Source organism: Sediminicola luteus, assembly GCF_002514735.1.
Taxonomy (GTDB): Bacteria; Bacteroidota; Bacteroidia; order Flavobacteriales; family Flavobacteriaceae; genus HQA918.
This window is the reverse complement of the sequence record NZ_KZ300476.1, coordinates 922850-942498: the sequence shown is the minus strand read 5'-3', so window position 1 is coordinate 942498 and position 19649 is coordinate 922850. Positions and strand designations below refer to the sequence as shown.

At 45.6% G+C, this 19649-nt stretch carries 18 protein-coding genes; 7 read left to right on the top strand and 11 right to left on the bottom strand.

The window, feature by feature from the left end:
• Positions 1-25 precede the first annotated feature (25 nt).
• From B7P33_RS03850 to B7P33_RS03840, 3 genes are all read right to left on the bottom strand, one after another.
• Positions 26-2599 (bottom strand): TonB-dependent receptor, encoded by a 2574-nt coding sequence (locus B7P33_RS03850; RefSeq protein WP_097440612.1) that lies wholly within the window; start codon positions 2597-2599, stop codon positions 26-28.
• Positions 2580-3491, bottom strand: coding sequence for a FecR family protein (locus tag B7P33_RS03845; RefSeq protein ID WP_097440611.1), 912 nt, complete (start codon positions 3489-3491; stop codon positions 2580-2582). Before B7P33_RS03845 ends, B7P33_RS03850 begins: the two co-directional genes overlap by 20 nt.
• A gap of 211 nt (positions 3492-3702) precedes the next feature.
• Complete coding sequence (locus B7P33_RS03840) at positions 3703-4203, bottom strand: RNA polymerase sigma factor (protein ID WP_097440610.1); 501 nt, start codon at positions 4201-4203, stop codon at positions 3703-3705.
• Between the two features lie 115 nt (positions 4204-4318).
• Between B7P33_RS03840 and B7P33_RS03835 the strand changes: the two genes are divergently transcribed.
• From B7P33_RS03835 to B7P33_RS03825, 3 genes are all read left to right on the top strand, one after another.
• Positions 4319-6085, top strand: a complete 1767-nt coding sequence (locus B7P33_RS03835) for a hypothetical protein (RefSeq protein WP_245871634.1) — start codon at positions 4319-4321, stop codon at positions 6083-6085.
• Between the two features lie 417 nt (positions 6086-6502).
• Complete coding sequence (gene ffh / locus B7P33_RS03830; RefSeq protein WP_097440609.1) at positions 6503-7840, top strand: signal recognition particle protein; 1338 nt, start codon at positions 6503-6505, stop codon at positions 7838-7840.
• Between the two features lie 35 nt (positions 7841-7875).
• The gene (locus B7P33_RS03825; RefSeq protein WP_097440608.1) at positions 7876-8763 is read left to right on the top strand and encodes a bifunctional 5,10-methylenetetrahydrofolate dehydrogenase/5,10-methenyltetrahydrofolate cyclohydrolase; all 888 of its coding nucleotides are present in this window, start codon (positions 7876-7878) and stop codon (positions 8761-8763) included.
• A 300-nt stretch (positions 8764-9063) separates the two neighbouring features.
• Here the strand turns inward: B7P33_RS03825 and B7P33_RS19315 are convergent, their stop codons facing one another.
• Entirely contained in the window at positions 9064-9231 is a 168-nt protein-coding gene (locus tag B7P33_RS19315; protein ID WP_172435845.1) for a hypothetical protein, read from the bottom strand.
• A gap of 228 nt (positions 9232-9459) precedes the next feature.
• On the opposite strand from B7P33_RS19315, the gene B7P33_RS03820 reads away from it, so the two are divergent.
• A complete protein-coding gene (locus B7P33_RS03820; RefSeq protein WP_141402383.1) occupies positions 9460-10170 on the top strand; it encodes a hypothetical protein in 711 nt (236 codons plus the stop codon).
• 134 nt (positions 10171-10304) lie between these two features.
• Here B7P33_RS03820 and B7P33_RS03815 read toward each other — a convergent pair whose 3' ends face one another.
• The 6 genes from B7P33_RS03815 to B7P33_RS03790 form a co-directional block, all read right to left on the bottom strand.
• Positions 10305-10730: a VOC family protein gene (locus B7P33_RS03815; RefSeq protein ID WP_097440789.1), complete on the bottom strand. Its 426-nt coding sequence runs from the start codon at positions 10728-10730 to the stop codon at positions 10305-10307.
• Between the two features lie 46 nt (positions 10731-10776).
• Positions 10777-12000 (bottom strand): multiheme c-type cytochrome, encoded by a 1224-nt coding sequence (locus B7P33_RS03810; protein WP_097440606.1) that lies wholly within the window; start codon positions 11998-12000, stop codon positions 10777-10779.
• A gap of 43 nt (positions 12001-12043) precedes the next feature.
• Complete coding sequence (locus B7P33_RS03805) at positions 12044-12883, bottom strand: alpha/beta fold hydrolase (protein ID WP_097440788.1); 840 nt, start codon at positions 12881-12883, stop codon at positions 12044-12046.
• Between the two features lie 5 nt (positions 12884-12888).
• Positions 12889-13254: a cupin domain-containing protein gene (locus tag B7P33_RS03800; RefSeq protein WP_097440605.1), complete on the bottom strand. Its 366-nt coding sequence runs from the start codon at positions 13252-13254 to the stop codon at positions 12889-12891.
• Positions 13255-13263: 9 nt separating this feature from the next.
• Positions 13264-13812 carry a hypothetical protein gene (locus B7P33_RS03795; protein ID WP_097440604.1) on the bottom strand — a complete coding sequence of 183 codons (549 nt, stop codon included), beginning with the start codon at positions 13810-13812 and terminating at the stop codon, positions 13264-13266.
• 94 nt (positions 13813-13906) lie between these two features.
• Complete coding sequence (locus tag B7P33_RS03790; protein ID WP_097440603.1) at positions 13907-15415, bottom strand: helicase HerA-like domain-containing protein; 1509 nt, start codon at positions 15413-15415, stop codon at positions 13907-13909.
• Between the two features lie 83 nt (positions 15416-15498).
• Here B7P33_RS03790 and B7P33_RS03785 point away from each other — a divergent pair, with 83 nt between their 5' ends.
• Complete coding sequence (locus tag B7P33_RS03785; RefSeq protein ID WP_097440787.1) at positions 15499-15948, top strand: Rid family detoxifying hydrolase; 450 nt, start codon at positions 15499-15501, stop codon at positions 15946-15948.
• A gap of 95 nt (positions 15949-16043) precedes the next feature.
• Here the strand turns inward: B7P33_RS03785 and B7P33_RS03780 are convergent, their stop codons facing one another.
• Positions 16044-17483, bottom strand: coding sequence for a 3'-5' exonuclease family protein (locus B7P33_RS03780; protein ID WP_245871632.1), 1440 nt, complete (start codon positions 17481-17483; stop codon positions 16044-16046).
• 180 nt (positions 17484-17663) lie between these two features.
• Between B7P33_RS03780 and B7P33_RS03775 the strand changes: the two genes are divergently transcribed.
• Both B7P33_RS03775 and B7P33_RS03770 read left to right on the top strand, forming a co-directional pair.
• The gene (locus B7P33_RS03775) at positions 17664-18296 is read left to right on the top strand and encodes a 7-carboxy-7-deazaguanine synthase QueE (protein WP_097440601.1); all 633 of its coding nucleotides are present in this window, start codon (positions 17664-17666) and stop codon (positions 18294-18296) included.
• Between the two features lie 157 nt (positions 18297-18453).
• Positions 18454-19641, top strand: a complete 1188-nt coding sequence (locus tag B7P33_RS03770) for a TlpA family protein disulfide reductase (protein WP_097440600.1) — start codon at positions 18454-18456, stop codon at positions 19639-19641.
• Positions 19642-19649 lie beyond the last annotated feature (8 nt).

The following is a 19649-nucleotide window of genomic DNA, read 5'->3' as shown; positions in this document are numbered from 1 at the left end:
TTGACCCTTGATTCGCATTACGTACTTAGAAGTATACCCGAAAACTAAAGTTAGGGGTAAAGCCTAGTGAGCCTTGTCTAATGGTCTCAACGGTTTGGTTGTCTTGGTTTAGGCGGTAGTAGGTGTTCAGAATATTGGTTTTGTTGAACAGGTTCAGTACCGAGGCACCGGCCGATGCTTTGACACGAGCACTGAGGTTTAACTTGTACACCACCGAAGCATCAGCCCTTATATAATCGTCCAAACGACTACTGTTAGGACTGTTGTAATTAATTTGGGAGGGGAATATAGTACTGTTTATGGGGTCGTCGGAATCGGGTTGGGTATAAGGTCGGCCCGAATGGTAGTTAAGTCCGGCACCTATTTGCCATCCATTTAGGTTATAGGTGGCGGCCAGGTTCACGCTATGCCGTATATCTTGGTTGTTCGGAAAGGTTGATGGGTCCAAATCCTCGAAGTAATAATCATTTTGGTTAAAGGTGTAACTCAACCAGGTAGAATAGCGCGCCCCTTTTTTGTTGATCAAAAATTCGGCACCCTTTACGGTATATTCGCCCACCTCCCCGTTAAATTGCCCCGGGTTTTGAAAGCCTTGGGTGTTGGTGCTGATCCCTTTAACCTTTTTCCAAAAACCGGTAAGGCCCATATACAGGCTTTTAGAATCATAGCTTATGCCAGATGAGAGCTGTCTGCTTTTGGAAATGGGCAGCGAATCGTTATCTGAGAGAACCCAACGCCGTTTTTCTATACCCAAAAAGTTTTGTTTTAAATCAATTACCTGATTGGTGGTCTGGCTTTTGAATTCCCCCAAAAGCTGTACGGCCCAATAGTCGTTCAGTTTGTAGCTGAGGTTTAACCGGGGCTCGGGGATAAAGGTGTCAAAACCATTGGCGCTAACCAAATTATCTGGACTTTGGATATAGTTCAAGCGGGCGCCCAATCGAGCATGAAGTTTTTCGTTCGGTGAGCTATAGGCCATTTCAGAAAATACCGAATGGCTACGAACCACTTCCTTAATATCACTTTTAAATGGAGGAAGGCTAACATTGGTAAAATTACCCACCCCCGATTCTACGAACTGATACCCGTTAACCCACCGCAGCTGCTCGGTAAAGGCATATTCGGTACTAAAGGTTAGGGCCGCTTCTTCAACCGTGTTTTTCTGTGCCAGTAATTGATTGTCTTGAACCTTATCACTGTTCGATAGCATTTCATATCGGGTGTAATAGCCTTCCAAACGGGTCTGTAACCCATTAAACCAAGTACTGCTCCATTGGCCTCCAACAGAAATGTTGCCTTGCTTCAGGGAGCTTTCATTGGTCAGTACATCGCTGGCGTCTGTTTCTTCATACGACAATTCGTTTTGCATATTGATAAAACTGAGCCTGAATTTATGACTGTCGTTTAAGTCCCACAGATATTTTAGGCTAAAATCGTAAAAGTGGAAATCTTCGTTCGATCTGCGTTCAATTTCCCGGGGCAATCCGGCGATACGCACATCGGTATCCTGAAAGGTTTTTTCCACAAAGCTGTTATAAGTGGGGCTGTTTACGAAATCGTTAAAAGAACGACGGGCCGAAAACTGAAGGTCCATGTTTTGTCGCAAAGGCACTTGACCAAAAACATCCCCATTGATCAGGTTTATACCGGCGCCACCTGTAAACCGATCCACCAAATGGTTGCGGGTCTTTAAAGAGATCAGACTGCTTACCCCATCGCCATAACGTGCCGAGGTACCATTTTTGGTAAGTACCACATGGTCCGTCAAATAGGGGTTAAAGGCCGAAATGAGTCCGAAAAAATGCCCCGATTGATACATTTTTATGCCCTCCCAAAGGATAAGGTTTTGGTCATTTGTACCCCCGCGGACATTTAAATTCGATACACTTTCGTCAATACTGCGAATTCCGGGTAGGGCCTGGGCCGTTTGTAAAATATCGGGTTCTATAAGTCCGGGGAGCAAACCGAATTCCTCGGTATCCATTTCAATACTACCATCGGTTTTCTTACGTAAACCCGTAGTTAGGAACTCATATAGTATAACCTCGTCTAGTTTATGGTATTTTTTGGCAAGCATAATACGTTGACATCCCTTTTGGGCGTCGAGCTCCTCCGCTGTCACCACTTGTCTTTTAAACCCTAAAAATCGAATGAGCAGTTGGGTGCCCCGGGCCACATTTTGCAATTCGAACTTGCCCTGGGCATCGGTAATCAGTTTGGTTTCGGTTCCCAGAACTTCTATCGTGGCCCCAGAAACCGTGTTTTTTCCAAAGTTATCGAGTACAAAACCACAAATGTTTAAGGCAGTGGGGAGTACAAGGCTGTAATAACGGCTGTTTATTTTTTGCACCTTTAAACCAGTATACAAATTGATGTGGTTTAGTGCGCCGGTCAATGGACTGTTTTCACTGATTGGGGGAAGAAAGATCTGGTCTACATCTTGGTTAGCATAGGAAAAGCGGATATCGTGCCGGGATTCTAGTTGTTCCAGCAAAGCGCGTAGGGTTACGTTATCGGTGGCCTGTCCAAAACTCTGTATCCCTAAAAGCAGTAATAAACATCCGAGTAGGATGCGGGCCTTAGGGGTTGCTTTGGGCATACAAGCGAACTTTTCCTTGCGATTGGGTATATGTTAAATTGAATGGGGCAGCAATACTCTTTAGGGCCAGATCGAGGTCGGTATGGGTAAAGCTACCGCTAAAACGGGCCTGGGGATCTACATTTTCCGTTGCTACGCTAATATCATATTGGCGTTCTAGCTCGGCCAAGACCTGGGCCAACGGCCAACTTTCGAAACTACTCTCTTTTTGGATCCAAGACGGACCGCTTTCCGTTTGTGTCAGCGCAACACTGGCATCACCAACCAGGGCTCTAAAACCTTGACCGGCCGATAGTTTGATCTGTTCGCCTTTATGGTCTACCTGTACCAAGCCTTCGTAGCAGACCACTTCAAAATGGCCGTTACGTTCCCTTACGTTGAATTGGGTACCCAAAACGCTAACTGCACCCGCTTGGGTATGAACGGTGAATTTTTTTCCTTTTGCAACCTTAAAATAGGCCTCGCCAGAAAGTTTCAACTCACGGACATTAGCCCAATTTTTAGCATCATAGGCCAATTCCGAACCGGCGTTTAAGCGCACTTCCGAAGTATCGGGCAGGCGTACTTCGAGGGTTTCGGCCAAGTCGGTACTATAGGTGTCGTCTCCGTTGTTCAAATAGAAAAAGGTGCCCAGGGCCACCACCAATACGGCGGCAATCTTAAGTAGGGTGCCCAAGGCGGGCATACGCACTACCTTACCTGGGTTAGTGGCATGCCTTTTAGCCTTGATAGCTGCAAAGGCGGTATCGGCGTCGAATTCGGCTCCCCGTAAGGCGGAGGCTTCCTTGGCGATCTTACCATAGGCCGCAAAGGCGTCCGACTTTACAAAAGCCTGCCTTTCGGTATCGTTCAACTCGTTATTGAGCCATTTATGTAACAGATCCTCATTCATTTTAGGCGTCTTTACGTGTATATAACAATCGGGTTTTAAAAAACCCTACTTTTTATTTTTGTCCCATGTCGAAAGTCGAAAGTCCAAAGTACAAAGTCCAAAGTACAAAGTACGAAGTACGATGTATGGAGAGACCTATTCATAAATTTCTGTTATTCAATAAACAATAAACAACAAACAACAAACAACAAACAACAAACAATAGTCAATCCTAAATCCCATCGATGCGCTCCCTTAGGAACTTTAAGGCCTGGCTCATACGTTTTTCAATCGCCTTAACGCTTACCCCTTCCATCTCGGCGATCTCGGCATATTTTTTTCCGTCTATCCTATTTAATAAAAAGGTGGTTCGGTGGGCTTCTGATAGTCCGTCGAGGGCCTGTTGCAATTTTTGCCGGAACTGATCTTCCTCCATCAAATACTCGGGCGACTCATGAGAAACCTTTTGTTCGGCGTTCTCCTTGTATTTCAGGCGGATCTTTTCTGCTTTGATTACATTAAGGTATAGATTATTGGCTATGGTATATACATACGACTTCGCTTTGGTTGGTGGTACCTTGGCACAGTTTTCCCAGAGTTTTACGAATGCTTCCTGTACGGCATCATTTGCTTTTTCTTCGTTACCATATTTATAAAAGATAAAATTGAAAACCGTCTTAGCGTGCTGTTCAAACAGTTGGCTGTAGACTTTTTCTTCACAAACATTATCCATTAAGACCTTGTGTTTAGGGGCTTTCCCAAAGATATTCTAAAAAAATCGAAATTTTGGGTAGGGTAAAATAAAAGTGGGTTGTTCCATAATCGAAAAAGAAAAAAACCAAATCGTTATGAAAAATTCAATAACCAAAATAGTACCGGCCTTCCTACTGGGTGTGGCACTATTGTTTACCTCATGTCAAGATGAGTTCGAAGAGGTAGAGTTGGCCCAACAAGAAGCCGATAGCTTCGCAGCCACCTCGCCAACGGCCAATCTCATCATGGGAACCACGGCCAAAGATGGGTCGTATGACAATATTATTGACGAGGCCAGTTGTATCGCCCTTAAATTTCCGTACACCGTAAATGTAAACGGATTGGATGTTACGGTCGATGATATGGAAGATCTTGAGTTGATCGAAGAGCTTTTAGATAAATTGGATGGGAAAAAGGAATTGATGGAGTTGATTTTTCCACTTACCATTACCCTTTCCGATTATACAGAGGTCGTAATCAACAACAAAGAAGAATTGTATGAGCATGCCAAAGCCTGTGTTGAAGGCGGGGATGACGACGATGTAGAATGTATAGATTTCGTATACCCGATTAAGCTGTATACTTTTGATATCAATGAGGTTCAGACCGGTACGGTTACCGTGAACCACGATAAGGAGTTGCGCCGGTTCTTTGCAGGCTTGGAGGTTGGTAATCTTGTGGGCTTCGAGTTTCCCATTAACCTAACCCTTTACGATGGTAGTGAGGTAGTGGTGAATTCGAACGCCGAATTGGCCCATGCCTTAGAGGCAGCCAAGGAAGCTTGTGATGAAGATGATGATAACGATCACAACGACGACGATTTCGAAGATGTCGATTTAGATGAGTTGTTGATGACCTGCTCCTGGAAAGTGTTGGAGGTAAAGCGGAACAATCAAGATAATACGCCACAATATGAGGCATATAGAATGAAGTTTAAACCTGAAGGGGAAGTTGTCGTGCATGACCGAGAAGGGAATGTATTGAATGGAACTTGGTCTACCCGTATGACCGATGCGGGAGCTATGATCAATTTAGAGTTCGATACTTTGGTCGATTTTACTCTGGATTGGAAGGTATATGAGCTTGAAGAAGGGAAAATCAAGCTATACGGAGACGATGGGAATCGAATTGTTATGAAAAAGCACTGTGCCCCCATTATACCTTCCCCAGAGACCCTTCGGGAAATTATGGCCGAGTGCCACTGGATCATCAAAGATGTGAAGCACAACAACATGGAAGTAAACCGTTTGTTAGGGCTGCACATAGAGTTCCAGGCCGATAATGTAGCGATCCTTACCGATAGGCTGGACTTCGAGAAAGAAGGTGAGTGGGAGTTGACAAGCAACGATAAAGACCAACGTGTGTTGGCCATTAGCTTCGAAGATGAGCCCGAATTGAACTTTGAGTGGTTGCTGTCGCATATGGAAGAAGAGCGTATGAAATTCCAAATCGAGGAATATGCCTACGAACTTAAGTTGGAACGTAATTGTGACGACGATGCCAACGACGAAGACGTTGCCGAGATCAAGGCCCTTTTAGACGATTCACTATGGAAAATTACCCTGTTCGAGGAAAATGAAGACCCGGGTACCGAAATGTATGCCGATCTTACCTTTCAGTTTAAGTATGGTGGGGAATTGGCGGTAACACAGAACGAAGATCCGATCGATACCGGTCGTTGGGTATTCTATCGCAATGCCGAAGGCGGACTTGAGATGATCATTTCTTTTGCCAATACCAGCAATATGTATCCGTTGGCCAACGATTACCAAGTATACGAGGTAAAAGATGGGACTCTTAAGCTAAAGCACTACAACGGTGACCAAGGTAAAGACTACCTCACTTTTGAGCAGATACAATAAAACACAAGAATAATTAAGTCGAATCAAATATTAATTTAGGTTCAAGTTTTGGGTGAAAAGGTGGCCGGTTCAGGGCCACCTTTTCTTTTTCAGCCCCCTAACCCCCAAAAGGGGGCAAATATGAAAAACAATTAAAATTCCCGATTCCACGATCCAAAGTCTATCCTCTATTTTCTATCCTCTATTATCCATGAGCTATATTCGTAACTAATCAGTGTCGCAGGTTTTGAAGCGAGAAATTAGGATTTTGGGTTCTGTTGAAGTAATTTTTTTCAAAGCATAGCACCGCTACGTAAGAAAAAAATAACAAAAACAGAGCGTAAAAAACCATTTCGTAGCCAAAATTTGGGGCTCTGATTAGTTACCTATATTCTAACTAGAGATTATTACCTTTGCAATCTTTAAAATAGATAGCAGATGTTCGATAATTTAAGTGACAAGCTCGACAAGGCCTTACACGTACTCAAGGGCCATGGGAAAATAAACGAGGTGAACGTGGCCGAGACCATGAAAGAGGTCAGGCGCGCCCTACTCGATGCCGATGTCAACTTTAAGATTGCCAAAGATTTTACCAAAAGGGTAAGGGAAAAGGCTATCGGGCAGAATGTATTGACCACCTTACAGCCCGGTCAGCTCATGGTAAAGATCGTTAAAGACGAGCTTACCGAACTTATGGGCGGTGAGGCCGAAGGCATAAACCTAGGCGGTAGCCCTTCGGTGATTTTAATGTCGGGTCTGCAAGGTTCCGGTAAAACCACCTTCTCGGGTAAACTGGCCAATTTTTTAAAGAACAAAAAAGGCAAGAAACCCCTGTTGGTAGCCTGTGACGTATACCGTCCGGCGGCGATCGATCAGTTGCATGTGGTCGGCGACCAGATCCAAGTACCCGTATATAGCGACCGGGGTAATAACGATCCCGTAGCCATCGCCAAAGCTGGTATTGCCCAAGCCAAGGCAGAGGGCAACAATGTGGTCATTATCGATACCGCGGGTCGTTTGGCGGTAGACGAACAGATGATGGACGAGATTGCTAACATCCATAAGGCCATCAAGCCGGAAGAAACCCTCTTCGTGGTCGATTCCATGACCGGACAAGATGCCGTGAATACCGCCAAGGCCTTTAACGATATCTTGAACTTTGACGGGGTTATCCTTACCAAACTCGATGGTGATACCCGTGGTGGTGCCGCCATTTCGATCAAGTCGGTGGTAAACAAACCCATCAAATTCATTGGTACGGGCGAAAAAATGGAAGCCATCGATGTTTTCCACCCGGCGCGTATGGCCGACCGTATCCTAGGTATGGGAGATGTGGTGTCTTTGGTAGAAAGGGCCCAAGAACAGTTCGATGAAGAAGAGGCCCGTAAGCTACAACGTAAGATTGCCAAGAATAAATTCGGTTTCGACGATTTCCTCAACCAAATCCAACAGATCAAAAAAATGGGGAACTTAAAAGACCTTATGGGTATGATCCCTGGGGCGGGCAAAGCCTTAAAAGGCCTCGATATCGACGACGATGCCTTTAAACATGTAGAGGCTATTATACACTCCATGACCCCAGACGAACGCAGTACCCCATCTATGCTCAATGCCAGTAGAAAGAAACGTATCGCCAAAGGTAGCGGTCGTTCGGTACAAGAGGTGAACCAGTTATTGAAACAGTTCGACCAAATGAGCAAGATGATGAAGATGATGCAAGGTGGCGGAGGCCGAAAAATGATGCAGATGATGGGCGGCATGAAAGGCATGCGCTAAACCAAATAGAATACAACCAAATAAACCTACCGAAAATGGAATTATTAGACGGGAGAAAAGTATCGAACCAGATCAAGGACGAGATAGCGGTCGCGGTGGCCAAGATGAAGGCCAATGGTGAAAAAGTGCCACATTTAGCCGCGGTAATCGTGGGTAACGATGGGGCCAGCCTTACCTATGTGGGCAGTAAGGTAAAAGCCTGTGAACGCGTAGGCTTCGAATCGACCATGGTACGGCTTCCCGGTACTACTTCTGAGACCGAGTTGTTGAAAAAGATTCACGAGCTCAACGAAGACGATGCCATCGACGGGTTTATTATCCAATTGCCCTTACCCCCGCAGATCAATTCGCAAAAAGTGCTTATGGCCGTGCACCCTGATAAAGATGTAGACGGTTTCCATCCCACCAACTTTGGTAAAATGGCCTTGGATATGAGTACTTTTATTCCCGCCACACCATTCGGTATCTTGGAGCTGTTGGAACGTTATAAGGTAGACACCCAAGGCAAGCATACGGTCGTGATCGGTCGTAGCCATATCGTTGGTAGGCCCATGAGTATATTAATGGGTCGCAAAGGCTGGCCCGGCAATTCTACCGTAACCCTTACCCATAGCCATACCAAGAACCTGGCCGAGATTACGGCGGAGGCCGATATCATCATTTCCGCCCTTGGGGTTCCCAATTTCGTAAAGGCCGATATGGTCAAAGACGGTGTGGTCATTATCGATGTGGGTATTACCCGGGTACCCGACGAGAGTCGCGAACGCGGTTATAGGATCTGTGGCGACGTAGATTTTGAAGACGTAAGCAAAAAAGCTTCTTTCATTACCCCGGTGCCAGGTGGTGTAGGGCCTATGACTATTGCCATGTTGTTAAAGAACACCCTCTTGGCCCGCGAGCGTCACCGTTTCGCTGGTAATTAAGCGGCTTTGGGATAAACTACTATCCCTAACAAGTTTTTGGGGGTTGCCCTACGCTATGGCGTAGTGCCGGGCTATACGCTATATCTTTTTCCCTGAAAAAGTATGCCGCTGCTATCCCTAACCTGACTAGGGCAAAGAAAGAGAACCCTGTTCCGCAATTTAGGCGACGGTTAAAATCTGATTGGATCCAATTCCTTTTTTAGGAATCGTGTCGGCCTGTCCCGTAGAATTTAAAGAGGTGTAGGTTTCCCGGTTATATCGGAATCATACTATACGCTGTTGCGCTGAATAGAATAAAACTTACTCGCTATACCAAGTCCGTGTCGTATCTGGGGTTTGTTCCAATAAGGCGGAATCCGGGTCGTTGGGTTTCACCACATCCAGATCGCGTTCTTCACCTTCATCATTGGTGCAGGCCAAAAGGCCTAAAAACAGCAGTGCTAGCGATGTCTTGTAAAGTGTAGTCATCTTTTTTGGGGATTTGGGTAAACCTATAACGTTAAAACACAGCTGCTTCTTGTATGGGAATTGTCTTAACTGCACTAATTCATTGTTTTTATGCAATAAAGTTGTTTTACAAAGGTTTTAATAACATCCTATGTGTATTGCTTTATGAGAAGGTTTTGTAGAAGAAAAAACCTATGGCTAGTCGTATTGGTCCTAAGCTGTAGTGTTTCGATGGTGTTTGGTCAAAACATGATCAGTTCTGCCCAGGTGGCGACTATAGCGGCTACTGAAGGGGATCTATATCTTACCACTGATACTAATGAACTATATATTGGTCGTACCAACGGAAATCTGAGAAAGTTGGGAGGGATTACCCAATTGGCCCAAGACAATACTACCGGCGCACTCAATTTTAGTGATAGCGACGGGGTGCAACAACAAATTGAGTTAATCAGTACCGACGCCAATAATGCCGTAACCGCCGGGGCCGATGGCGGGGTATACTTGCCCAATTCAGCGGTTTCTACAGTGTATATGGGGTATTTTATTATCAATGCCACAGGAAACAGAACTATTACGGGAATTCCGTTCCGCCCGTCACAGGTAAGTTTTACGGCCCATGCCAATGTAGAGACCACGGGAATCAATGCCGATAACCAAGTAGCAAATAATGACCGGGGTATTGCCAATGCCTTTGGCACCATGGAGGGTTTTGCCCGTAATAATGGTGGTGGAATAACCCAATTGGCCATGTATATCGGGGGTAGCGGCAACTCCATTAACGATATCTCGCGATACTCTTCTACTTCACGTTGTATTGGTGTACGATATAGTAATCAGAATGGCGATAACCTAGGGTTAACTGCGGCCAGTCTAACCAGCTTTAATGCCGATGGTTTTACCCTAAACGTTACCAACCGGGCCGATAACCTTTTGGTGCTTTACAAAGCCTACCGCTAGGTTTCCGTTTCTATTTGGGACCGCCAAAAAGGTTTAATAGGGCTCGGGGTCTGCCTGCCAAAAAGGAGACAGGTTTAGCTCGAGATAGTATTCTTGTTTCCTTCAGATGCCTAGTGTGAATGCCCTCGGGCAGTTTAGTGGGCAAAAAGTTGGTCGGGATCCTTAAAGGCCTTGAATTCTAACGCATTTCCGGCCGGGTCTAAAAAGAACATGGTAGCCTGTTCGCCTACTTGTCCGGAAAATCGTATATATGGGGCAATCACGAATTCAAGTTGTTTTACTTCCAATGTTTTTGCCAGATTATGGAAATCGTCCCAGGGTAGTACGATACCAAAATGGGGCACCGGAACATTTTTTCCATCTACGGCATTGGTGTGCAGTTTGGCATCGGTTTTTGGTTTATAATGGATCACCAATTGATGGCCATAAAAATCAAAGTCCACCCAATGTTCCGAACTCCGTCCTTCTTCAAGACCTAAGATATTCCCATAAAACGTACGGCACTCGGCCAAATTATGCACCGGAATGGCCAAATGGAAAGGGGATAGGGTGGTCGACATGGTAAAGGTTTTTAGCATTACAATGTAAACCTTTTACCAATGGGAATCAATGGCCCACCCGAAAGCGGTACACCGTATCCAATAGGGTTTTAAACAAAGGATAACTAGCAGGCAACTTATTATAATCGGCGTTTTTTTGGTTTAAGCGATGTTTGGTTACCTTAAAACGGAGTTGGTACTTTCCAACTTCTTTGATTTGGGTACCGAAACTAAACTCCCTTTTTTCGCCGGGCAATAGGTTGTTGTCCGATAGTTTTTTAACCGTAGGGTACCACTGCCAATGCTCCCCGATACGTTCGGTTTGGGAATAGACCACACTGTCTTTTTTGTCGTGGATATGAAGTTCGAACAAGAAAAACCTTTCTGGATCGCCCGTAGGTACTTTATGTCCGGCATGGGCATTACGCACGGCAAAATTATACTTTAGACTATCTGATTTCGATAGTATTTGGGGAAGACTTCCGGGATATAGGTCCAACCCTTCCAGCCCTGTGGTTTTAAGGGTGTCCAATTTCGGGATGCCCGAACCCGGAAAACCATGGAACCTACTTTTACGGGCTGCATAACCCGGTACAACGGGACGATGTTTTTCTTCCATATGGCAATCGATACAGTTCTTTTTACCATGGAATGGGCCGGCCTTCCATTCGTCGCCGGTTTCAAAAGAGCAGGCCAGGGTAGGGGTTACCACGGCCGTAGCGTTATGGCATCCGATACATAGTTTTTCAGAAAGGTGTTGGGTGTCTTTTACGGTTTTATGGGGAGCCATGGCTGTGCCCGTTGGGCCTACGACCACGTTATTGCGCACATGGCAACTGGCGCAGTTAATGCCCTCTTGTTGCAAGGCCTTATCGAAATGCGGGTTCTTTTCCTTTACCGGTTGGTAAATGTCGCCATCTACCAGCCCTTTGATTATATACTCTTGCTGGTTTTGAAGCGGTATATGGCAATTGATGCACATAAACGGACTCGAATCTTTTTTCAGTTCGGCTTGGAACTGCAGGTCGGTCCAGGCGTTGGCATGGGTAGATTGTTGCCATTCGGCATAGTGTTCTTGATGACAGCTACCACATTGTTGAGCACTTAAAGACCCCAGGCCTTTCGGAATTTCTTGATGGGGTACGGCAATTTCCCAAGGGTTTTTCAAGGGTTCGTATTCCGGTTTTTTCTCGGATTTACAACTGCCAAGTAAGATGAGGCCGATACTGGGGATAAAAATCGTAAGCAAGGCATACCACCGCAGCCTTTTAGGAGCATATTCTAATAACATAAAATAGGATTCGCATCCGGGTGGTTCCGCAGCAAAAATACGGCTAACTGTTCAAATAGGCCACGATTTGTTGGTTCACTTCCTTTTGATGTAACGAATGGCCCAAGCCCTTGGTTCGGATCAATTGGCCATTGGGTAAGTTCGCCATCATACGTTCGGCGCTGTGAAAGGGCGCAATTTGATCATCTTCATCATGTACCAATAAACAGGGTAATGTGATATCCTTGGAAAATTCGGTAGTAGAGAAGTCATTAATCCGAAAGCCGAAGCGTTCCAAAAAATAATCGTCTTGGGCCCGTAATACCCTTTGGTTAAAGCCCAACATACCCTGGTAATGGGCCATAATCTCCTTTAATTCGGAAGGCGAACCCAACGATACGATCTTTTTTAACCCCTGGTTTTGGTATTTGTACTGGTAATAGAGGGTAGACATACCTCCCATGGAGTGCCCAATTACAAAGTCCGGTTTTTCCTGATCAATAATGTCATGGGCACAGGCGGCATAGAGGGGTACATTAAGGGTAGCCCCTGAAGAATGCCCGTGTGCCGGGGCATCTATGGCTAAAATATGGTAGTTTTTCTGCTGTAACTCGGCTATAAGGTTTCGCCACCTAAAGCTATTGCTTTCCCAGCCGTGCAGCAACAACACTTTAGGGCCCTTACCTTGCCATTCATAGGCTTGTAGCTGGTGGCCTTGGGTTTCGAAAACTTGATATTTGGCTTTTTCCAAATAATCGGCCTGTGCCTCTTGCACCCTTCCCTTTCTGGGTGTGCTAAAGACCTTAACGGCGGCCATGGCGGCTTTTCTTGGCGATATAAGGGCCAAGGTGTTAAAATAGTTGCCTATGATTTTGGGCAGGTATTTTGCGTACAGTTTTTTCATGCGGTTCATTCCGTTTCTCGGTGTACCTGGTCTGGGCTGAATGCCGGGGTACAAATAGAGAGATATTCGCAGTTTTCAGAAAATGGGTTGGAATAACGTACTCGGGTGCCTTTATCAATTTTAATCGATTCTCCGGCAGAAAGTACCACGACCTCGCCTTCGATTTCGAATTGTTTTTTACCCGATATGATAAAGGTGTACTCGTCGAATTCGGGGCATTGGGCTGGTTCGCTCCACCCTGCCGGGGCTTTCATATGGGCTAAGCTCAATTGGGCTTGTCCATTGGAAGCCAGACCGAAATGTTCGGCAATGGTTTTACCGTCGGTAGTCGGCACGAGAAAAGGCGTTCTTTGTAACTGGAATTTCGCCATGGAATTTGTTTATTCCCAGCCTACCATCATAAATTTCAGCTGGGCATCGTCCGGAATCTGTACGGCTTCAACTGGTTTGTTGGTATACCGTAGGTTGTCTGGTAATTCGTTCTTGTCTATGGTAAAATAAACCGGACTATCTTTTAAAAACACCACAACATTACCTAAACTGGTCACCACTTTTTTAATCTCGTAGTTATCGCGGATCTGTTTAAAGGTACTGTGAAGGCCCACCCCTTTATCGGTAAGGTAGCGGGGGTCTAATATTTGTACATGGGCCACAGTCTGTACACTATCTGCAGAGGGTCTGAATTTTAAAAGAGGACTACCTCCTTTTTCAAAAACGGAAACCTTGGTTAGGGCACCGCCTAAAATGCTCTGTACCGAATCGCGCACGACGGAATCTTGTGAAAACAAGGTCTCTAACTGCTCCATAGCACTGTTTTTGGCCAAGGGCCCCACATGGTCGGCACCCACCAAAAAGCGTTCGTCTACGGTTTCACACTGGTAAGAAAGCAAGGCTACAAAAAGCCCCAAACACAAATACTTTGATTTCATGGAGATGAAATATGGTTTCAAATAAAGGCCCAAATATACAGAACTCGGGCAGATTAGGGCCTGAATTAACTTTTGTTTTTAGTTTAAGGATAACTTAGCGCATCACCTTTTTAAGAATACCGAATACCCCTCTGATAAAGGTGGCCGAGGTCAACACTTTGATTATGGGGTCTTGTCGGGTACTACGACTTCGAGAACTCGATCGTGTGCTTCGGGGTTTGGCTTTTTCCTTTTCGGCTTCGGCCTCTGCTTTGGCTATTTTATCGTTTAAGATCTCGTAGGCACTTTCACGGTCTTCCACCTTGCTATAACGTGGTACCAAATCGGAAGCATCGATAAGTTGATCCAGCTCTTTTTTTGTAAGCACATCCATGCGGCTCATGGGGGCACGAAGCAAAGTTGCCGCCAATGGTGTCGGCCGTCCTTTTTCATCTAGGGCGGAAACCAAGGCTTCTCCTATACCTAAGGAGGTAAGTACCTCGGCCGTATCGTAAAAATCGGATTCTGGATAGTTTTCGGCCGTTAACTTAATGGCCTTTCGGTCTTTGGCCGTAAAGGCCCTTAGGGCGTGTTGTACCTTGAGTCCCAATTGGCCTAAAACGGCATCGGGCACATCGGTAGGGTTTTGGGTTACGAAATAGAGTCCGATACCTTTAGATCGTATCAGTTTTACGATACTTTCAATTTGTTCTAACAGGGCTTTCGAGGCATTTTTAAAGATCAAATGGGCCTCGTCTATAAACAAGATCAGTTCAGGCCTATCGCTATCGCCTTGCTCGGGAAACGTACTATATATTTCGGCCAAGAGGCTGAGCATAAAGGTAGAGAACAATTTGGGGCGGTCTTGTATATCGGTCAAGCGAAGGATGTTGATAAAGCCCCTTCCATTCTCATCTAAACGCACCAAATCTTCCACATCAAAAGACTTTTCGCCGAAATATTCTTCGGCCCCTTGCTGTTCCAATTCTACGATCTTACGCAGAATGGCCCCGGTAGAACTGGTAGAGATACGCCCATAGGCTTCGGTAAACTCCTTTTTTCCGGCCCCGGTGGCATATTGCAATACCTTTTTAAAGTCCTTGAGGTCTAATAGCGGCAATTTGTTGTCATCACAATATTTGAATACGACTGCCACAATACCCGATTGGGTTTCGGTAAGATCCAAAATACGGGACAACAGTACCGGGCCAAATTCCGATACGGTCGCCCTAAGACGAACCCCATCTTGTTCCGATAGGCTCAGTATCTCCACCGGAAAACCTTTGGCCGTAAACGGCAGGCCGATTTTGGCATGGCGCTCATCGATCTTGGGGTGGCCCGGACTGGGTTGGGCCAAACCACTTAAATCGCCTTTAAGGTCCATAAGCATAACCGGTATACCTTGCTCCGATAGGTTTTCGGCCAAAACTTGTAAGGTTTTGGTTTTACCGGTACCGGTGGCCCCGGCAATGAGTCCGTGGCGGTTTAAGGTTTTTAAGGGCACTTTTACAAAGGCATCGGTCAAGGCCTCACCATCTAACATAGCGGCCCCCATAACAATATGGTCGCCTTTGGTCTGGTAGCCTTCGGTGATATGGTCAAAGAATTGTTCGGTATTTCCCATGTGGTTGTATTTGGGATAAAAATAGGCTAATTTTAGGGAAAACCTACAGACCGATCGAGCTCGGGATGAACAATAGCCTTGAAATGAAAAATTCGATAATTCTTTTCTTTTTTATACTCCTAATGGCGCCCATGGGTCGGGCCCAGTCCGATATCGTTTTTCACCCTTCGCACGAAGCCAAAAAACAGAATGCCCCGTTTTCCGATGCGGTAGAGGCGGGTGGGTTTCTTTTTTTGGCCGGACAAATCGGAATGGATCACGGTACCCGTACTTTAATAAAGGGCGGTATTGTTGCCGAAACCGAGCAGACCATAGCCAATATAAAGGCTGTTTTGAAGCAACATGGCCTAGGTTTGGACGATGTAGTGAAATGTATGGTGGTTTTGGCCGATATGGACGATTTCTCGACTTTTAATGGGGTTTATACCCAGCATTTTACCAAAAAACCGGCCCGTACCACTTTTGCGGCCAAAGGTCTGGCCCGCAATGCCCGTATAGAGATCGAGGTGGTCGCTTATAAAGGCGATCGCTAGTCTTGATTTTGCGTGAGGGCCCCGATGGTTATCGGGGGCAGCTGGCTACCATGTAGCGCGGAGAGCCTGGTACCCTGCCTGGCAGGGGACACGCCCTAAAACAAATCGGGAAACAATGAAATGGTCTTACTTACCTTGGGCGGTAGGGCAACGATTTGGGCCTTTTCGGGTTGTTTTTTAAGATATGCCCTTAGAATACGTTGAATGTCGGGGTTGTCGGCCTTGGGTTCGATTATGGCGTCGTAATCCAAGGATTTGCTGTGGATAGGGGCAAAGCCAAAACCCTGATAAATACCTTGGCGTACTAGAATCAGGGCCTGCTCGTCAGGGGTTCGGCCGGTTTCGGTGATCAGGTACGAATCTTGGTGCCTAAAACTGGCTATGGCCTCGGTAACCCTTTGGTTGTATGTCGTTACCGATTCTTTATCGCGGCAAACGCCACGGCATTTTTTGAGTTGGTAATGGAAACAGCCGCCCGAAATGGCCTGAAGGCTGCAATAGCGTGGGCAAAGTTCGTATTCGTCGCAGAATTTTTCTAAAAAATTACGGCATTCAGTGGGACTGTAAAACCGCATAAAGGGTTGTTTTAGTCCCGACATTTTACCGTATACGATATGGGTAATACCCTGCCGGTCTTGGTAGGTGTCGAGTCCGTAATTGGCGGTTTGCCGTTTTTGGGCCCGATTGAATTTGGGGTAGATCCGTTTGATCTCGTCCGATTCCAACAATAGGGCGGTGAGTTCGTTCCCGGTTCTGGTAAAAGTGATATTAGCGGTGGCTTGGCACAGGTTCACCTCTTTTTTGAATTTACTGTACAAATGGCTCAGCACCCGCTGTTTAATGTCTTTGGCCTTGCCCACATAAATAGTATCGCCGCTGGCATCTTTAAAATAATATACCCCGGGTACTTCGGGCAGGCCATCGATGACCGATTTGGGCAGAAGTGGCGGTAAGGTAGCCTCGCGCGAACGCGGGTTTAAAAAAGATTCGAAAACCCCAGTTTCATCTAAGTGCAATAATTTTTCGAGTAAGATCACCGTGGCTTCGGCATCGCCTTTGGCGCGGTGTCGGGCGTGAATGGGAATGCCCAAGGTACTGCATAGGTTACCCAGGCTATAGGAACGCATACCGGGAATCAGTTTTCGAGACAGGCGCACCGTACAAAGTTTTTTACGGGAAAAATCGCCCCCCAAGGCCTCGAGTTCGGCCTTGATAATGTTGTAATCGAAATTTACGTTATGGGCCACGAAGATGCGGTCTTGGGTAAGTTCGACCACTTTTTTGGCGATTTCGTAGAATTTAGGCGCCGTACGAACCATATCGTCCGAAATACCGGTGAGAGCCGCCACCCTGGGGTTAATGCGTACTTCGGGGTCAACCAAGGTGGTAAACTCATCCACTATGGTTTGACCGTTGTGCACAAAGATGGAGATTTCGGTGATTTTATTATCCACTCCTCCGAACCCGGTAGTTTCAATATCGACAATGGCGTACATAGTGTTTCGCTTAACGGCCCCTAAAGTTACGGATTGCATCTAGAATTTTTGTCGGATGAGAGTATTATAGGACAGATTTAAGTTTACGAATACCGGTAGTGTAGTTAACGATTAAAGGTTGAACTCACTACCCTAGGTGACTTTGATCTCGAGCACCGACCACTAACTATATATTTTCGAGTTTCGACATTTGACCTCCCAAACCCCTATCTTTGTCGCATGTTGGAAAAGCAGACCATGGATTTAGTGGACAAAGGCCTAATGTTGCCTTTGATGGAAGAGTTCTATACCATACAGGGCGAGGGATACTATAAAGGAACCGCAGCCTATTTTATACGGGTAGGGGGCTGCGATGTGGGTTGCCATTGGTGCGATGTAAAAGAAAGCTGGGATGCCGAAAAGCATCCGCCAACGGCCATTGATGTGATTGTGGAAAATGCTGCTAAATATTCCGATACCATTGTGATTACCGGGGGCGAGCCCCTAACCTGGGATATGGGCCCCTTGACCCAAGCCCTAAAGGCCAAGGGTATGAAAACCCATATAGAGACCTCGGGAGCCTATACCGTTTCCGGTCAGTGGGATTGGTTCTGCCTATCGCCCAAAAAGAATAAACTACCTGTTCCGGCGGCCCATACCGCGGCCCAAGAGTTAAAGATCATCGTCTATAACAAACACGATCTTAAGTTTGCCGAAGAACAGGCCGCCTTGGTGGGAAAAGACTGTATCTTATACCTGCAACCCGAGTGGAGTGTACGTGACAAGGTGGTGCCTATGATCGTAGACTATGTTATGGCCCACCCCAAATGGAAGGTATCGCTCCAGACCCATAAGTATTTGAATATTCCTTAAAAACGGATTCGAAATAATCCGTTCCTTTTTTCAGGTTGTAATGTATTTCTAAGGCTTTAGCTTGTTAAATTTTATATAAATTCGACAGCTAATGATTTAGGGTTTGTAAAAACCGTATAATTTCATTGAAAATCAACCTAATCCAACACCAATTCCTATGCGATTCTTACGATCTAGTGCCTGTCTGTTATTGTTTTTTTCTTTGAGTGTAACGGCCCAAAACCGACAGGAGAAATTGAAAAAACTTCTAGATAAAATGGAAGGCGTAGCCCAGGTATCCTATAATACGGAGCGAATAATAATCAATAGGGCCAACGGGCAAGATTTAAACTATACGGCCGCCGCATATTTCGATTTTACCAGCACCGATACCCTAATTGGGGCAAAATATAGGTTTGTCAATCAAGAACATGGTGATCAGGTTTTTAATGGAAAAATAGAGTTTATGGCGGCCAATGAACAAAGCTTGGTCATTTATGACAATACACCTGATGCTAGGCGGGTAAGCAGTTCCATTTTCTTTAACCCCTCTTTTTATTCGATACGCAAATTAGTACCCAGACTTATGGCCGATGCCGAGGTGAAAATCACTCAAGAACAAGATATCCTCCTTCACGGAAAAAAGTATCCCCAAATCTCGATGGTGTTAATCGATAAATACATAGATATGGGAATTAAGGTCAGTCCGGTAAGCGAACCCAATCAAATCAAGTTCAAGTATACTTTGCTTATTGAGCCCGATTCCAATTTGCCACACTTTTTTGGGAATATTCGCAATGACGGACAAGATATAGATGGAGCCTTTTTTTCGGATTATGACCTGAACCCCACTTTTGATCCCAAGTATTGGCAAATGGATTATATGCCAAAAGATTTTATGCGCTTGTCCGGTAAGGAATACAGTCAACGTATGCGAAACAAAATGAAATCAAAGGTTGGGGCCATGGCAACACCGTGGGAGTTACAAGATCTTGAGGGGAATACGGTGGTTTTTCCGAATCCAAAAGCCCCATTGACCTTACTTGAGTTTTGGTTTCCCTATTGTCAGGGCTGTGTTTTGGCCATTCCGGTACTGAATGCCATTCAGAAAGACTATGCCAACAGGGGTTTAACGGTATTTGGTATAGAAATGACGGATAAACCCAATGAGATGCTCAAAAAATATGAGGCAGAAAAGGGGGTAGAGGTAAAGACCTTGGTGCAAGGTAAAGAAGTTTCCAAAGCGTATGGGGTACAAGCGGCCCCTACTTATTTTTTAATCGATTCTGACGGGAAGATATTGTTTACTTCAATCGGTATGAGGGAAAAAGAGCTGCGGGCCAGTATAGAGGCCAATTTACAATAAGTCCCTTT

Coding starts and splice junctions, on each gene's coding strand:
- B7P33_RS03850 (WP_097440612.1), bottom strand. CDS start 2,599: ATGCCCAAAGCAACCCCTAAGGCCCGCATCCTACTCGGATGTTTATTA.
- B7P33_RS03845 (WP_097440611.1), bottom strand. CDS start 3,491: ATGAATGAGGATCTGTTACATAAATGGCTCAATAACGAGTTGAACGAT.
- B7P33_RS03840 (WP_097440610.1), bottom strand. CDS start 4,203: ATGGATAATGTTTGTGAAGAAAAAGTCTACAGCCAACTGTTTGAACAG.
- B7P33_RS03835 (WP_245871634.1), top strand. CDS start 4,319: ATGAAAAATTCAATAACCAAAATAGTACCGGCCTTCCTACTGGGTGTG.
- ffh (WP_097440609.1), top strand. CDS start 6,503: ATGTTCGATAATTTAAGTGACAAGCTCGACAAGGCCTTACACGTACTC.
- B7P33_RS03825 (WP_097440608.1), top strand. CDS start 7,876: ATGGAATTATTAGACGGGAGAAAAGTATCGAACCAGATCAAGGACGAG.
- B7P33_RS19315 (WP_172435845.1), bottom strand. CDS start 9,231: ATGACTACACTTTACAAGACATCGCTAGCACTGCTGTTTTTAGGCCTT.
- B7P33_RS03820 (WP_141402383.1), top strand. CDS start 9,460: ATGATCAGTTCTGCCCAGGTGGCGACTATAGCGGCTACTGAAGGGGAT.
- B7P33_RS03815 (WP_097440789.1), bottom strand. CDS start 10,730: ATGTCGACCACCCTATCCCCTTTCCATTTGGCCATTCCGGTGCATAAT.
- B7P33_RS03810 (WP_097440606.1), bottom strand. CDS start 12,000: ATGTTATTAGAATATGCTCCTAAAAGGCTGCGGTGGTATGCCTTGCTT.
- B7P33_RS03805 (WP_097440788.1), bottom strand. CDS start 12,883: ATGAAAAAACTGTACGCAAAATACCTGCCCAAAATCATAGGCAACTAT.
- B7P33_RS03800 (WP_097440605.1), bottom strand. CDS start 13,254: ATGGCGAAATTCCAGTTACAAAGAACGCCTTTTCTCGTGCCGACTACC.
- B7P33_RS03795 (WP_097440604.1), bottom strand. CDS start 13,812: ATGAAATCAAAGTATTTGTGTTTGGGGCTTTTTGTAGCCTTGCTTTCT.
- B7P33_RS03790 (WP_097440603.1), bottom strand. CDS start 15,415: ATGGGAAATACCGAACAATTCTTTGACCATATCACCGAAGGCTACCAG.
- B7P33_RS03785 (WP_097440787.1), top strand. CDS start 15,499: ATGAAAAATTCGATAATTCTTTTCTTTTTTATACTCCTAATGGCGCCC.
- B7P33_RS03780 (WP_245871632.1), bottom strand. CDS start 17,483: ATGCAATCCGTAACTTTAGGGGCCGTTAAGCGAAACACTATGTACGCC.
- B7P33_RS03775 (WP_097440601.1), top strand. CDS start 17,664: ATGTTGGAAAAGCAGACCATGGATTTAGTGGACAAAGGCCTAATGTTG.
- B7P33_RS03770 (WP_097440600.1), top strand. CDS start 18,454: ATGCGATTCTTACGATCTAGTGCCTGTCTGTTATTGTTTTTTTCTTTG.